Source organism: Myxococcus sp. AB056 (genome assembly GCF_006547365.1).
GTDB classification, from domain to species: domain Bacteria; phylum Myxococcota; class Myxococcia; order Myxococcales; family Myxococcaceae; genus Myxococcus; species Myxococcus virescens.
This window is the reverse complement of the sequence record NZ_VHLB01000049.1, coordinates 1-14,374: the sequence shown is the minus strand read 5'-3', so window position 1 is coordinate 14,374 and position 14,374 is coordinate 1. Positions and strand designations below refer to the sequence as shown.

Annotated in this window: 8 protein-coding genes; 7 read left to right on the top strand and 1 reads right to left on the bottom strand. The window is 68.5% G+C overall.

Going from position 1 to position 14,374, the window contains the following annotated elements; translation table 11 throughout:
* The first annotated feature begins 235 nt into the window (after positions 1-235).
* Positions 236-1,021, top strand: a complete 786-nt coding sequence (locus tag FMP39_RS21405) for a phytanoyl-CoA dioxygenase family protein (protein ID WP_141592149.1) — start codon at positions 236-238, stop codon at positions 1,019-1,021.
* Between the two features lie 20 nt (positions 1,022-1,041).
* Here FMP39_RS21405 and FMP39_RS21400 read toward each other — a convergent pair whose 3' ends face one another.
* Positions 1,042-7,506, bottom strand: a complete 6,465-nt coding sequence (locus FMP39_RS21400; protein ID WP_141592148.1) for a MupA/Atu3671 family FMN-dependent luciferase-like monooxygenase — start codon at positions 7,504-7,506, stop codon at positions 1,042-1,044.
* Positions 7,507-7,863: 357 nt separating this feature from the next.
* On the opposite strand from FMP39_RS21400, the gene FMP39_RS21395 reads away from it, so the two are divergent.
* The 6 genes from FMP39_RS21395 to FMP39_RS21370 all read left to right on the top strand — a co-directional run bounded on the left by FMP39_RS21395 (position 7,864) and on the right by FMP39_RS21370 (position 14,192).
* Positions 7,864-9,231, top strand: a complete 1,368-nt coding sequence (locus FMP39_RS21395) for an MFS transporter (RefSeq protein ID WP_141592147.1) — start codon at positions 7,864-7,866, stop codon at positions 9,229-9,231.
* Between the two features lie 171 nt (positions 9,232-9,402).
* The gene (locus FMP39_RS21390; protein ID WP_141592146.1) at positions 9,403-10,620 is read left to right on the top strand and encodes a glycoside hydrolase family 19 protein; all 1,218 of its coding nucleotides are present in this window, start codon (positions 9,403-9,405) and stop codon (positions 10,618-10,620) included.
* Positions 10,621-11,376: 756 nt separating this feature from the next.
* Positions 11,377-11,913 carry an RNA polymerase sigma factor gene (locus FMP39_RS21385; RefSeq protein ID WP_228558190.1) on the top strand — a complete coding sequence of 179 codons (537 nt, stop codon included), beginning with the start codon at positions 11,377-11,379 and terminating at the stop codon, positions 11,911-11,913.
* Complete coding sequence (locus tag FMP39_RS21380; protein WP_228558189.1) at positions 11,900-12,277, top strand: hypothetical protein; 378 nt, start codon at positions 11,900-11,902, stop codon at positions 12,275-12,277. The genes FMP39_RS21385 and FMP39_RS21380 overlap by 14 nt, the downstream gene beginning before the upstream one ends.
* Complete coding sequence (locus FMP39_RS21375; protein ID WP_141592144.1) at positions 12,274-13,002, top strand: ImmA/IrrE family metallo-endopeptidase; 729 nt, start codon at positions 12,274-12,276, stop codon at positions 13,000-13,002. Before FMP39_RS21380 ends, FMP39_RS21375 begins: the two co-directional genes overlap by 4 nt.
* A 2-nt stretch (positions 13,003-13,004) precedes the next feature.
* Positions 13,005-14,192, top strand: coding sequence for a hypothetical protein (locus FMP39_RS21370; RefSeq protein WP_141592143.1), 1,188 nt, complete (start codon positions 13,005-13,007; stop codon positions 14,190-14,192).
* The last annotated feature ends 182 nt before the right edge of the window (positions 14,193-14,374 follow it).

Sequence of the window (14,374 nt, the reverse complement as noted above, 5' to 3'; positions counted from 1 at the left end):
ACCCATATACATAAAGCCTATCAGTCGCACAGCGTCCCCCAGGGCCGATGCCCAGGGGATTCCACCAGCAAACGCAATGGCCTGGATGTGTCCTGCACACGCCAGCCGGCTCCACCTGATGGGCAGCCCGAGCTCCGCGCCGCGAAGCAATCACCGGGCGTATGAATTCTTATGATAAATCAATACAGTGCCGCGCTGCGGGCGACGAGCCCCAGACCACGAGGAGGCAAACCGAATGGAACTTTCCCCAAGCGACGTGGAGCAGTTCATCGAGCGTGGATTCGTCCGGCTGGACCAGGCGTTTCCCCGCGAGCTGGCGGACGCGTGCCGCGAGCTGCTCTGGCGCGACACGGGCTGTGCCCCGGACAATCCGGCCACCTGGAAGCAGCCAGTCATCCGGCTCGGGGACTATGCGCAGGAGCCCTTCCGGCTGGCGGCGAACACGCCCCGGCTGCGAGGCGCGTTCGACCAGTTGGTGGGCCCCGGACGCTGGCTCCCTCGCGGCAGCCTGGGCACCTTCCCCGTGCGCTTTCCCAGCCCGGACGCACCTGGAGACGACGGCTGGCATGTCGATGCCAGCTTCCCAGGTGACGACCCGAGTTCATTTTTCTCCTGGCGGGTGAATGTGGCGTCGAAAGGCCGCGCCCTGCTGATGCTCTTCCTCTGCTCCGACGTGGGCGAGGACGACGCCCCCACCCGCATCCGCGTAGGCTCCCACCGGGACGTCGCCCGCGTGTTGGCCCCTGCGGGAGACGCGGGGTTGACGTTCATGGAGCTCGCCGGGAAGTTGGATGTGTCGGCCCACCGGCCGCTCGCGCTCGCCACGGGAGAGGCCGGCACCGTGTACCTGTGCCACCCCTTCCTGGTCCATGCCGCCCAGCCGCACCAGGGAACCCGGCCGCGCTTCATGGCCCAGCCGCCGCTCCTGTCCCGCACGCCCTTCGCGGTTCAGGGCCCGGAGGACGACGCCTCGCCGGTGGCACGCGCCATCCGGCAGGCGCTGGAGGAAACGCGCGCGTAGCCCGCACGCGCCCCGCGTCGCTACTTCCTGGCGCGCTGACGCTGACGCTTGAGGCTCTCCAACTGCCGCTTGGCCCGGTCCTGCGCGGCTTCCACCTGGGACTGCGCCGCCGCGGGCCCCTGCCGCGCGAAACGCGCCAGGGTGCTGATGGTGGGGTGCTCCAGCAGCTTCAGCAGGGGCAGGTCCTGTCCCAGCACCGACTTGAGCTGGGTGTGCACCTGCACCATCAGGAGCGAGTGGCCGCCCAGGTCGAAGAAGTTGTCGTGCACGCCCACCTCCTCCACACGGAGGACGCTGCGCCACACCTGGGCAATCTGCTCCTCCAGCTGCCCCTGCGGCGCCACGAAGGCCGCTTTCGCGGAGCGCACCACGTTCGGCGCGGGCAGGGCCTTGCGGTCCACCTTGCCATTGGGCGTCAGCGGGAGCGCCGGCAGCTCCATGACGAGCGACGGAACCATGTGCTCCGGCAACCGCTGAGCCAGGGCGTCGCGCAGCGCGGACACCTCCACGGTGGCGCCCTGCGCGGGCACCACGTAGGCCACGAGCCGCACGTCGCCGGGCACATCCTCGCGCGCCACCACCACCGACTCGCGCACAGAGGGCTGGGCGGTGAGCGCCGCCTCGATTTCCCCTGCCTCGATGCGGAAGCCGCGCACCTTGAGCTGGTGGTCCACGCGGCCGAGGAACTCCATGGTGCCGTCGGGCCGCCACCGTGCGCGGTCCCCCGTGCGGTACAGCCGGGCCCCGGGCTCACGGGCCCAGGCATCCGGAATGAAGCGCTCCGCCGTCAGCTCGGGCCGGCCCAGGTAGCCACGCACCACGCCCGCGCCGCCGATGTACAGCTCACCCGCCACGCCCACCGGCGCCGGCTGCAGTCGTGCGTCCAGGACGTACAAGCACGTGCGCAGCAGCGGCGTGCCGATGGAGACGACGGCCGCCGTCTCCTCCGGGGCCACGCGCGCCGTGGAGGACCAGATGGTCGTCTCCGTGGGGCCGTACATGTTGAGCAGCTCGGCGGACTCCGGCAACGCCTTGCGCAGGGACGCGGCCAACGCGCCCGGAAGGGCCTCGCCGCCCACCAGCAGCCGTTGCAGGCCTCCCAGCGCCTCGACGGACTCGGGCTCGGACAGCAGCGCGCGCGCCAGGGACGGCGTGCACTGCAGGTGCGTCACGCCGTGCTCGCGGAGCTGCTCGGGAATCGTCTTCGCCGTGCCCGCGCGGCGGCTGTCCCGCACGCAGCGCTGCCGCACCTCGTCCAGCAGCGGCAGGCTGGCCAGCACCGTGTCGGCGGGAATGCCGAAGTCGATGAGGCAGCCCACCTCGTCCACGCCCAGGGCCTGGAGCTGCCCGACGCGCTCGCGCACCGAACGCGGCGTGCCGAACAGGCCGCTCGTCTCGAAGTAGCGGTCAAAGGCATGGCCGGCGAGCCGGTCCAGGTCCGCCTCCGTGGCCGAATCCATGTCGATGCCCAGCGTGCTCCCCAGGCCCCGCATCAGGTCGGCCGAGCTCTTGAGGTAGTTGCGGAAGGGCTGCTCCACCACCTCGCGCACCTTCGCCATGTCCTCGCCGATGAAGGTGTGCAGCATGAGGGTGACGTGGCCCTCGCCCGCGTGGCCCGCGTCGCGCCAGGCCTGACGGTAGAGAGACAGCTTCTTCTCCAGGTCCTCCCACGTCTGCCCCAGCAGGTGCGTGAGGATGTTGCACCCCAGCCGGCCCGCGGTGATGAACGTCTCCGGGTTTCCCGCGGCGGTGAGCCACACAGGCAGCTCCGCCTGCACGGGACGGGGGCGCAGCTTCACATCCACCTGCGCGCCGCCGCCGCCCGGGAAGCGCACCGTCTCCCCGCGCCACAGCCGGCGCACGGTGTCGATGCCTTCCATCATCAGCTCGCGGCGCTTCTCGTATTTCTCCGGCGCGAAGACGAAGTCATTGGCGTGCCAGCCGGAAGCGACGGAGATGCCCACGCGCCCGCCGGACAGGTTGTCCACCAGGGACCACTCCTCCGCCACGCGCACGGGATGGTGAAGGGGCAGCACCACGCTGCCCGCGCGGATGGCCACGCGCTTCGTCGCGGTGGCGACAGCCGCGCCCACCACGGAGGGATTGGGGTACAGGCCGCCGAAGGCGTGGAAGTGGCGCTCCGGCGTCCACACCGCCGCGAAGCCGTGGGTGTCCGCGAACTTCGCGCCCTCCAGCAACAGCCGGTAGCTGCTCTCCCCGCGCGACACCTCCGCGTCATCCGCGAAGTAGAACAGGCTGAAGTCCATGGGGCGCTTCCGGGCCCCCGCGGCGCGAGCGGGCGCCTTGAGTGAGGCCCCCTCCCCTTGCACCACCACCTTGAAGCCGCGGGTGAGCGTCCACAGCAACTCCAGGACGGAGATGTCGAAGGAGATGCTGGTGACGGCCAACCAGGCGCCCGCGGGCGAGTGGCCCACGCGCACGTCCATGGCGGCGAAGAAGTTGGCCACGCCCCCGTGCGGCACCACCACGCCCTTGGGCCGTCCCGTGGAGCCCGACGTGTAGATGACATACGCCGCGTTGTCCGGCGTGGTCCCCAGGGCCAGCGGTGACGCCGGCGTCGCCGCGTAGGGCTCCGCCGTATCCAGCAGCACGGTGTGCAGGCCGGCCACGGGCAGCGTCCCCGCCAGATGGGACTGCGTGACGAGCACGCGCGCGCCCGAGTCCTCCAGCATGTACGTGAGCCGCTCGCGGGGATAGTCCGGGTCCAGGGGCACGTAGGCGCCGCCCGCCTCGAGGATGCCGAGCATCCCCGCCACCATCTCCACCGAACGCTCGGCGCACAGGCCCACGCGCACCTCGGGGCCCACGCCCAGGCCTCTCAGGTGCAAGGCCAGCGCGGACGCACGGCGCGCCAGCTCCGCGTAGGTGAGCGTCCCGTCCTCGGCGACCACCGCCACCGCGTCGGGCGTGCGGGCGGCCTGCTCACGGAACTGCGCGTGAATGCAGTGCGAAGGGTCCTGGGAGAGCGGCGCCGTGAAGTCGTTCCAGCGCTCCAGCAGTGAACGGCGCTCCGCCTCGTCGAGCAGCGGCAGGTCCTCCACTCGCGCGTCCGGAGCAGCGACGATGCCCCTCAGCAACGCCTCCAGGTGTCCCGCGAGCCGCGCCATCGTCTCCGCCGAGAAGAGGTCCGAGCGGTACTCCAGCGCGCCCTCCAGCCCTCGCGGCGTCTCCACGACGGCGAGCTGCAGGTCGAACTTCGCCGTGCCCTCCACCGCGCCGTCCGGCACGGGCAGCACCGGACGCCAATGCATGCCCGGCACGTCCATGTCCACCGGCGGCAGGCTCTCCAACACCAGGTTCGCCTGGAACAGCGGGTTGTCGCCGCCACGGACCGCGCGCGACGCGCCCACCACTTCCTCGAAGGGCAGGTCCGCGTGCGCCAGGGCCTCGTGGAACGTGTGCCGCATGCGGCCCAGCAGCTCACGGAAACGGGGCGCACCCGACACGTCCGCGCGGAGCACCAGCGTGCTGGCGAAGAACCCCACCACGTCGCGCAGCTCGGCCCGGTCCCGCTGCGCGAAGATGGTGCCCAGGCCGAAGTCGTCCTGACCGCTATAGCGGTGCAGCAGCGCCGCCCAGGCCGCCGCCAGCGTGACGAAGAAGGTGCAGCCCTCGCTCCGGCCCACCGCCTTGAGCGAATCCACCAGTTCGGCCGGCAGCGCGAAACGGTGGAGCGCGCCGCGGAAGCCCGGCTCCCGGGGACGCGGGAAGTCCGTGGGCAACTCCAGGCGCGGCAGGTTCTCCAGCTTCCGCGCCCAGTAGGCACGCTGCCCGTCCAGCGCGCCGCCCAGCCCGCGCTGCCAACGCGCGTAGTCCACGTACTGCAAGGCGGGCGCGCCCAGCGACGCGGCGGCGCCAGCCACCTCCGCGCGGTACAGCGCGGCCAGCTCCCGGGCCAGGACGCCAATGGACCAGCCATCGGTGACGATGTGGTGCTGGGTCATAAGGAGCACGTGCTCCTGGTCCTCCAGCGCCACCAGCGCCGCGCGCACCAGCAGGCCCTCTGAGAGATTGAATGGGGCCTCGCCCTGGGCCCGGGCCAGCTGATTCAGCCGCGCGTCACGCTCGGCGGGCGACAGCGCCCGCAGGTCCTCGCGGGCCACGTCCAGCGGACGCACGGGCGGCAGGAGCTGGCGCGGCTGGCCCTCCACTTCGGGGAAGGCCGCGCGCAGTACCGCGTGACGCGACAGGAGCCCTTGCAGCGCACGCTCCAGCGCGGGCACGTCCAGCGCCCCGGAGAGCCGGAGCTGGAAGTGGACGTTGTACAGCGCGCTCTCCGGCACCAGCCGGTCCAGGAACCACAGGCGCTGCTGACCGGGAGACAGCGGCAGCTCGCCATCCAGCGCGCCGGCCTTCAGCGGCGGCGCGGCGGGCGCAGCGGAGCCTTTCCACGCGTCCACCAGGTGCGCGGCGGCGGCCCCCAGCGTCGGGTGCTGCCAGAGGAAGGCCACGGGCAGCGACACACCGAGTTCCTCTTCCAGCCGGCCGTGCAGCTCCAGCGCCATCAGCGAATCGAGCCCCAGGCTGGCCAGCGACGTCTCCGTCGCCAGGGACGCGAGCGCCGTGCGCAGCACCCGCGCGGCCTCCACGCGGAGGAAGTCCACCAGCAGCGCCGGACGGGCCTCCTCGGACGCCAGGGCCAGGCGCTCACGCAGGGGCGCGGACGGCGTGGAAGGCACGGCCTCCGGCACCGGAGCGGCCTCCTCGCCCGACACCTCCACCACCTCCAGCGAGCCCGCCAGGAAGCCATCACGACAGGCGCGGCGCTGAATCTTCCCGCTCGACGTCTTCGGAATGCTCCGGGCCTGGAGCAGCACCACCGTGTGCGCATGCACCTGGTGCTCATCGGCCAGCGCGCGGCGCAGCGCGCCCACCACCGCCGCGCCGTCGAAGCCTTCGCGCACGTCGACCTCGGAGACCACCACCAGCCGCTCCTCCCCCTCCACGTCCACGGAGAAGGCGGCGCTGCAACCGGGACGCACCGCGCGGTGCGCGCGCTCCGCGGTCATCTCCAGGTCCTGCGGATACAGGTTCCGGCCCCGGACGATGAGCAGATCCTTGAGACGGCCGGTGATGAAGAGCTCGCCCTCCGGCGACAGGAAGGCCAGGTCACCGGTGCGGAGGAAGGGCCCCTCTCCGTTGGCGAGCCGCGCGCCGAAGGCATGCGCCGTCTCCTCCGGACGATCCCAATACCCACCCGCCACGCTGGGGCCAGCGACCCAGACCTCACCCACCTCGTTCGAGGCCCGAGGCATCCGCGTCTCCGGGTCCACGATGAGCAGCCGCTGGTCCGGCGCGCCTTGACCGGAGGACACCAGCGTGCGCGCCGTGGGCCCCTCCGCCGCGTCGGACGCGGGCTTCGCGCGCCCCAGCTCCAGCGAGCCGGTGTCGTAGCGCTCCTGCACACAAGGCGTTCCCTTCACGCCGCCGCTGACGATGAGCGTCGCCTCTGCCAGGCCATAGCAGGGATAGAAGGCCTCGCGCCGGAAGCCAGCGGGCGCGAACGTCTCCGCGAAGCGCTCCATCGTCTCGCGCCGCACGGGCTCCGCGCCGTTGAAGGCCAGGTCCCAGTGGCTCAAATCCAGACGGGCCACGTCTTCGGCGCGGGCCTTTCGCGCGCACAGGTCGTACGCGAAGTTGGGTCCACCACTGCACGTCCCCTTGAAATGAGAGACGGCCTCCAGCCAGCGCAAGGGCCGCTGAAGGAACGCGATGGGCGACATCAGCACGCACGGGAAGCCCAGGTAGAGCGGCTGCAACACCTTTCCGATGAGCCCCATGTCATGGAACATGGGCAACCAGCCCACGCCCACCGAGCGCTCCGCCTGCAACCCGAAGTCACGCGTAATCAACGACTCGTTGTGGAGGATGTTGGCGTGGCTGACCTTGACGCCCTTCGGGTTGCCCGTGGAACCCGACGTGTATTGCAGGAAGGCCAGCGACTCGGACGTCAGGTCCGGGCGCTTCCAGTCCGCGGCCTCGGCTTCCGGCACCGCGTCACTGGCAATCCACTGCAATTCAGCCAGCTCGGGAGCCTGCGGCGTGAGGAACTCCGCCATCTCCTGGATGGTGCTCGTCGTCAGCACGTAGCGCGCGCCACAGTCCCGGGCGATGGCGCGAAGGCGCGGCAGCGTTCGATCCAACCGCGTGGGGTCCGGCGGGTAACACGGCACGGCGATGACGCCGCCATACAGACAGCCCATGAAGCCCGCGACGAACTCCAGGCCGGGCGGGTAGAGCAGCAGCGCCCGCTCCCCCTGCGCCCCCAGGGCACGCAGCCGAGCCCCCAGCGACCGCGCCCGTGAATCCAGCCGCCGGTAGGTCCACTCCTCCACCGGGCCGTCCACGTCTCCCGTCTCCAGGAAGCGATACAACAGCGCGTCGCCTTGGGACTCGGCGCGTTGACACAACACGTCCACCAGGGTGGGGAAACGGTGAGCTCGCGGCTCGATGTGCTCGGTCATGTCTTCTCCTGCGCTGGACACGGCCCGGGTTGACACGCGGCCACGACATCCGGCTGAGCACGGAGAACCTCCCGGCAAACATCTTCCGGCCAAGGCCCCCCGAGCCAACATGCCGCTTCACCCGGAAGAGGAAGCACGCTCGGACCTCGCTTGAGCCCGCCCCCTTGATACAGCGCAGCTTGTGCCACCGACATTGCCTGCTTGTCCATATAAACGATAAGAACGATTATTACAGCGATAGCGGTTCCTGATAAAAAGAACGTGGTATCCAGGTAGACGTCCTGGCCTTGCTCACGAAGACTCTAGCCATGCATCTGACACCGAGCGGCGCACGCCCGCGGAAGGCCCGCTGACGGCATGGCATTCTCAAGCAGGAACGTCGTCACGAACCCTGCCCGGGTCTTCAGTCTCATCTGGCTGGGTCAGCTCATCTCATCGCTGGGGACGGGCCTCACCCAGTTCTCGGTAGGTGTCTACGTCTACCAAAACAGCGACTCCGTCACGGAGTACTCGCTGGCGTCGTTCTTCGGGTTCCTCCCGATGGTGCTGCTCGCGCCCGTCGCGGGCTCCATGGTGGACCGCAGCAACCGTCAGCGGGTGATGCTGCTGGCGGACCTGGGCGCGATGACAGCCATCGGGTTGATGTGGTGTCTTGTCGCGGCGGACCGCGCCGGGCTGTGGCCCCTTCAAAACTGGCACTTCTATCCCCCCCTGGCGATGAGCGCCGCCTTCAGCACCTTCCGCGTCCTGGCCTTCTCCACGACCACGCCCCTGCTGGTCTCCAAGCAGAACCTGGGCCGGGCCAACGGCATGGTGGAACTGGCCATGAGCGCGGGCCAGCTCCTGGGCCCCGCGCTGGCGGGCGTGCTGGTGGTGCGCATCGGCTTGCAAGGCGTGCTGCTCATCGACATGGCGACCTTCCTCTTCGCCGTGGCCACGCTGCTGAGTGTGCGCATCCCCCAGCCCGAACCAGACGCCGCGCGGACCGAGGCCAGGAAGTCGCTGTGGACGGACATCGCGCTGGGCTGGCGCTTCATCCGCGAGCGCACCGGTCTGCTCGGACTGCTGGGCTTCAGCTCCGCCGTCAACCTGATCACCGTGCTGGTGACGGTGCTCATCACCCCGCTGGTGTTGAGCTTCACGGACCCGACGACGCTGGGCCTGGTGGTGTCCTGCTCCGGCGTCGGCATGGTGGCGGGTGGAATCACCATGGGCGTCTGGGGCGGCCCGAAGCGTCGCATCCGGGGCGTGCTGGGCGCGGAGCTCGTCGCGGGCGTGGCCTTGCTGGCCGCGGCGCTCCCCGCCAGCGTGTTCGTCGTCGCCTGCGCCGCCTTCGTGTTCATGTTCACCGCGCCGGTGGCCATGGGCTGCTCGCAGGCCATCTGGCAGAGCAAGGTGCCTCCCGCCATCCAGGGACGGGTGTTCGCCACGCGCCGGATGCTCGCGCTGGTCGCCCCGCCCATCGCCGCACTGCTCGCGGGCCCGTTGACGGACAAGGTCTTCGACCCCTGGATGGCGCCGGACGGCGCCCTGGCCAACACCTTCGGCCAGGTGCTGGGCACCGGCCCGGGTCGAGGCATCGCCCTGCTCTACGTCGTCCTGGGCCTCCTGCTGGCGGGCTGCGTCGTGCTGACCGCGTCCTCCCCACGCGTGCGCGGCGTGGAAGACGAGCTCCCAGACGCGCTGCTGCCCCAGGGTATCCCCGCGGCGCAACAGCAAGCCTGAGCCGCCGCGGCGCGTCCGCTGGTCAACGCTTCGCGCCCGGCGGCGCCGTCAGGTTATTCCTGTTTTACCGACTGCCATACAGTCCTTGCGGCTCCGGCCCCCGGAGCCAAGGCCTCCGCCCGCCCCAGGCGCGGCGCGCCCGAGAAACCCTCGACCGCAAGGAGCACAAGCATGTCCGGCAAGTTCGTGTCACGCAGTCTGGCCCTGCTGGGAATCTGTGGGGGCCTGAGCGCCCTGGGAGGCTGTGGCGACGCCGAGCCAGTGCCCGCCGCCCTCGAACCGGTGGGCCAGGTGGAAGGCGCCGCCATTGTCGACACCATCACCGAAGGCACCTACGTCATCCGCTCGGTGATGACGAACAAGTGCATCGACGTCGCCTCGTCGAGCACGGCGGACGGCGCCAAGGTGCAGCAATGGGATTGCAACGGCACGAATGCGCAGCGCTTCCGCGTCACGCCCACGTCCGGGGGCTACTTCAGCATCATCAACGTGAACAGCAACAAGGCGCTCGACATCAAGGAGGTGAGCACCGCGCCGAACGCGCTGGTCCACCAATGGAGTTACGGGGGCGGAGCGAACCAGCAGTTCCGCTTCGTGAAGGAAGTGGGCAGCGAGTTCAGCATCCGCGCGCGTCACACGGACATGGCCATTGACGTGTACTGGGGCAACACGGCCAACGGCACGGAGCTGGTGCAGTACCCCTACGAGCAGCGCACGAATCAGCGCTGGACGCTCGACCGCATCGACGGGGGCGGTGGCAACCCCGGCACGGGGCTGGCCGCCATCCTGAGCGAGTCCACGTTCAACGCCATGTTCCCGAACCGGAACCCCTTCTACACGTACAGCAGCCTCATCGCCGCCGCGAACACCTTCCCGGCCTTCGCCAACACGGGCTCACTGGAGACGCGCAAGCGCGAGGTGGCGGCCTTCTTCGCCAACACAGCCCATGAGACGGGCAACTACGTGTACGTGGAGGAAATCAATCGCGGTGACTACTGCGGCTCATGGGGTCCACCGGGCTGCTACTGCGTCGCGGGCAAGAAGTACTACGGACGTGGGCCCATCCAGTTGTCCTGGAATGGCAACTACTGCGCCGCCGGCGCCGCGCTGGGGCTGCCGCTTCACACCAACCCGGACCTGCTGGCCCAGGACGCCAACGCCGCGTGGCGCTCCGCGTTCTGGTTCTGGACCACGCAGGCCGGCGCCGGAACCATGTCCGCGCACCGCGCCATGGTCGACGGCTATGGCTTCGGTGAGACCATCCGCACCATCAATGGCTCGCTGGAGTGCAACGGTGGCAACCCGGGCCAGGTGCAGAGCCGCATCAACAACTATCAGCACTTCACCAACATGCTCGGCGTGAGCCCTGGCGGCAACCTGGGCTGCTGAGCCGCGTCACCAAGGTGGGGATGGATCGCACCTCCACCTCACGCCGAACGCCGAACGCCGGGCGGCCTCCTGTTCCAGGCCGCCCGGCTCCAGCACCACGCCCCGGCAGCACCCGCGTCCGGAACCGGGCAGCCCCCTGCCCCGTCTCCCGAAGGAACGCGCTGCCGCGCCTGACGGCGCTCCCCGCGTCGGCCGCGCTCCCGGAACGTCCCCCCGAGCCGCCCTGGGTTGCATCGGACAAGTTCAGCATCCGCCCCGAAGTGTGCAGTTGAGGGATGGGTCTGTCTTTACCACCTGGGTGGTATGGGCAACGCGCGCCGGAACTCCTGAACAGTCCGTGTCTCGCGAAGCCCCCGCTCCTCTCCGGCTGGAATGCAGGAGACCACGCAGTGCATCACAACATCAGACACTGAAGCAGGGTGTCTTCGCAGACGCCGAGTCCGCGACGACCTGCGCCGTTGGCAAACCTGACTCGCCCACGCCAACGCATGGAGCCCAGGTGCATTGACTCCACTGTCTGCATTACCGTCCATGAACATACCACCCGGGAGGTACAGACACGCGGCGCGCCTGCCAGGAACCATTTGGGTGGCGCAGATGCATGTTTCCGTCGAACTCACCAGTGCGGCTCCGAAGGATCACATGCGCGCACGTATCGAGCGCGTCCACGGAAACTTCCGATGAGGAGTCAGGATGGGAATTCCAACACGAGACGAGGACGTCGCATTGCATGCGCGCATCCTCCAGCGAGAGTCGGTGGCGAACGTGGACGCGTTTGCGGTCTTCGTCGACCCCATCATCGCGGCCGTGAAGTACGCCCGAGGATGCACCCACGAAATGGCCCGGGACGCCGCCATCGACGTGTTGCTCGACTACCTCGAAGCCCCCGAGCGCTTTGATCCGCAGCGAGGTCGCCTGTTCTCCTACCTGGCGCAATCCGCGAAGAACACCGTCACTGACTGGCAGCGCTCGGCGACGAGGCGCCAGGCGCGCGAAGAAAAATTCGGCCTCCTTTTCGAACTTCTGGGGAGGTCTCCGAAAGACTGTTTGGAGCAATCCGCGGAGGTGAAGCGCGTCGTGGAACGCATCGAACAATCCGACCTGTCCCAGGTGGACCGCGCGTTCCTCGGACTCATGCTCCAGGGAGAACGGTCGACCCAGCGGTTCGCCGAGGTCCTCGGCCTGGGGGCGCTCCCCGCAGTCGACATCCAGCGCGAAGTGAAGCGCAACCGTGACCGCATCATGAAGTGGCTGGTGCGCTTTGGAAGGGAGGTTTTCGGTGACGAATCCTGATTGGCTTGAGACTGCGGCCAGGCGGAGCACAGAGAAAGCCTGGATGCTTGGCCATGCGTTCGAGCGTTACCGCGCGATTGAAGGCATCACCACCACGGACCTCGCGAACGAACTGGGTTGCTCGCTGGAAGCGCTTCACTGGCTGTCCCTCTGCCGACGTCCCGTTGGCGCTTCTTTTGCCAGGCAGACCATCGCGGTCGCTCAGCGCTTCGCGGTCAACGAGCGAGTCCTGGTCCGAGTGCTTCGACACGTCGAGGTCATCGACGCCCTGACCTCCGATAACGAAGGCGAGGCGGTGACCGGCGCCAGTCGCATCCAAATCGCGGCGAGGGACCGCATTCGTGACGATGAGGAGACTCCATGATGGGTCGTTGGCTGGATGAGGCCATGGCCATCAGTGGGCTCCAGGAGTGCACCTCCTATCCACGCGACCTGGCCGTAGAGGCCCCCTACCAACTGTCCGTGGAGACGGTGCCCATCCCCAGGCTCACGACAGCGCACGTGGCGGCGTGGACATCGAAGCGGAAGGTTCCGCACCCCATCTCCGACACCCACCGGGAAATCTACGGGTGCATGGTCGCCTGGAAAGGGAGCGCCCTGCTCTTCCACGACACGGGTGACTCGGAGGATGAACAGCGCTTCACCGTGGCACATGAGGTCGCGCACTTCGTGCTCGACCATGTGATTCCCCGCGAGCGAGCCCTGCGCTACTTCGGAGAAGGAATCCTCCCCGTCCTCGACGGAAAGCGAAACCCAAGCCTGGAGGAAAGACTGTCCTCGGTTTTCGGGCAGGTCCCACTGGGCGTCCAGGTCAAGCTCATGGACAGGACCCCATCCGGGCACCTGGCCTCCGGAGCCATTGCGGAAGCCGAACGCCGTGCCGACCGGCTGGCGCTCGAGTTCCTCGCGCCAGCAGAGCTCGTGCGGCGGATGCTCCGTATCACCCCAGGAGAAGACGGCGTCCTGCGGGTGGCCCGCCGCTTCGGTCTCCCTGAAGACAAGGCCAGGGACCATGCCCGCGCGCTCATGCGACAGGAGCGCGCCCAGCGATTCTCCATCATCGAATTTCTTGGCGAAGACAGGAGCTAGGCATGGCGGGTGGTTTTCACGCCGAAGACGGAGCGGACCTCGTCGGTGACGACGACTTCTTCGATGCGTTTGGAGAGGATCTGCTGACGACGCTCAACCTCGACACATGGTCGCAGGGGCTCGACCTGGCAAGCGTCATGGCGCGGTTCCGAAAGGAAATCGCCAGTGCCGTGGACAAGGAGGGCGTCGTGAAGAAGATCATCCGGCAACAAGTCCTTCCGAAAATCTCCGCGAACTCTCGTGGTGGTGCCAAGGAGGCTGGGGTCTACAGGGCCACGCCCGAAGAATTGGCCACGGTCCATCAGAGCCTGCTCTTCTCCGGGAAGGTGGAGGCCGTCAACAGCATCTCGACGAGCCACGAGAGCCTTCCAATCGGAATCACCCAGATTGGAATCGCCGCGGTGGGTTACGGAGGGACGAGCGGAACATTTTCTCAGCGGCTGTTCCGGAAGGAGATGTCGGACCAGCGTTCGAATCCAGTTCAAGAGGCACTCGCGTGCATCAACCAGCGGATGGACAGGTCGGCCAGTCCTAACGAGAGGTCGCTTTCCAAACTGGCGCGTCGCGGTATCAAGACCTACGCCGAACGGGCCGTGCTCGTGGACAAGTCCGAAGCGGAGTGGCGTATCGGGCATGGCAATCCATGCGCTTACGAACTGATTACGGGCTCGGGCTACATGAGCCTCCTGCGCGAATCCATCAATGTGCTCAGGCGTCTCATCCTCCAGCAGAAGAAGTTCGTGTTCGTTCCGAGCACCCTCGATGAGCGGGGCATCCTGACCATCGGTCATGCGCTCCAGGCTGGCGAGTACGTCATCTTCGAAACGCTCGAGCGCTTTGGGAGGCGGGTCATCGAGCAATGGAAGTACGGGGACCGCAGCCAGAACTTCGCGGCGAGGTTCGTGCAGGAATGCTGCCCCGAAGTCATCTCCGGTGTGTTTCGCGCATCCGACCGAACCCCTCCCCGCTCATTCTATGCGCATCGCGACCACGTCCACCTCGCGGCGCGAGTCGCCATGGCGGACAGCATCCTCCGACCCGAGCGGGGATTCCCCATGCTGCTCGATGTCGCGGAAGCGTCGTGCCGGAGTGCCTTCGGTGAGGATGGGTTCATGGGCCTCGTGCATGACGCCTATGCCCAGGCTGGAGCCAACCTCGAGTTCTTCAACGAGCACAGCAAGCGCCAATAGGCCAGGGGGACCATGAACATGGCTGACGACGGCAGGGGGCAACGCGCGCCGGGTGCCGGGACTTTCCGGGGGCAACCCGCCGCAGCAGGACCGGCTGCGACCCGGTCGGGTGGCGTGTCGGAGGATCCAGGCAATTGGGGCGATCCACCGCCCGGCCACCGCGTGGCGAGGCCCACCAACCC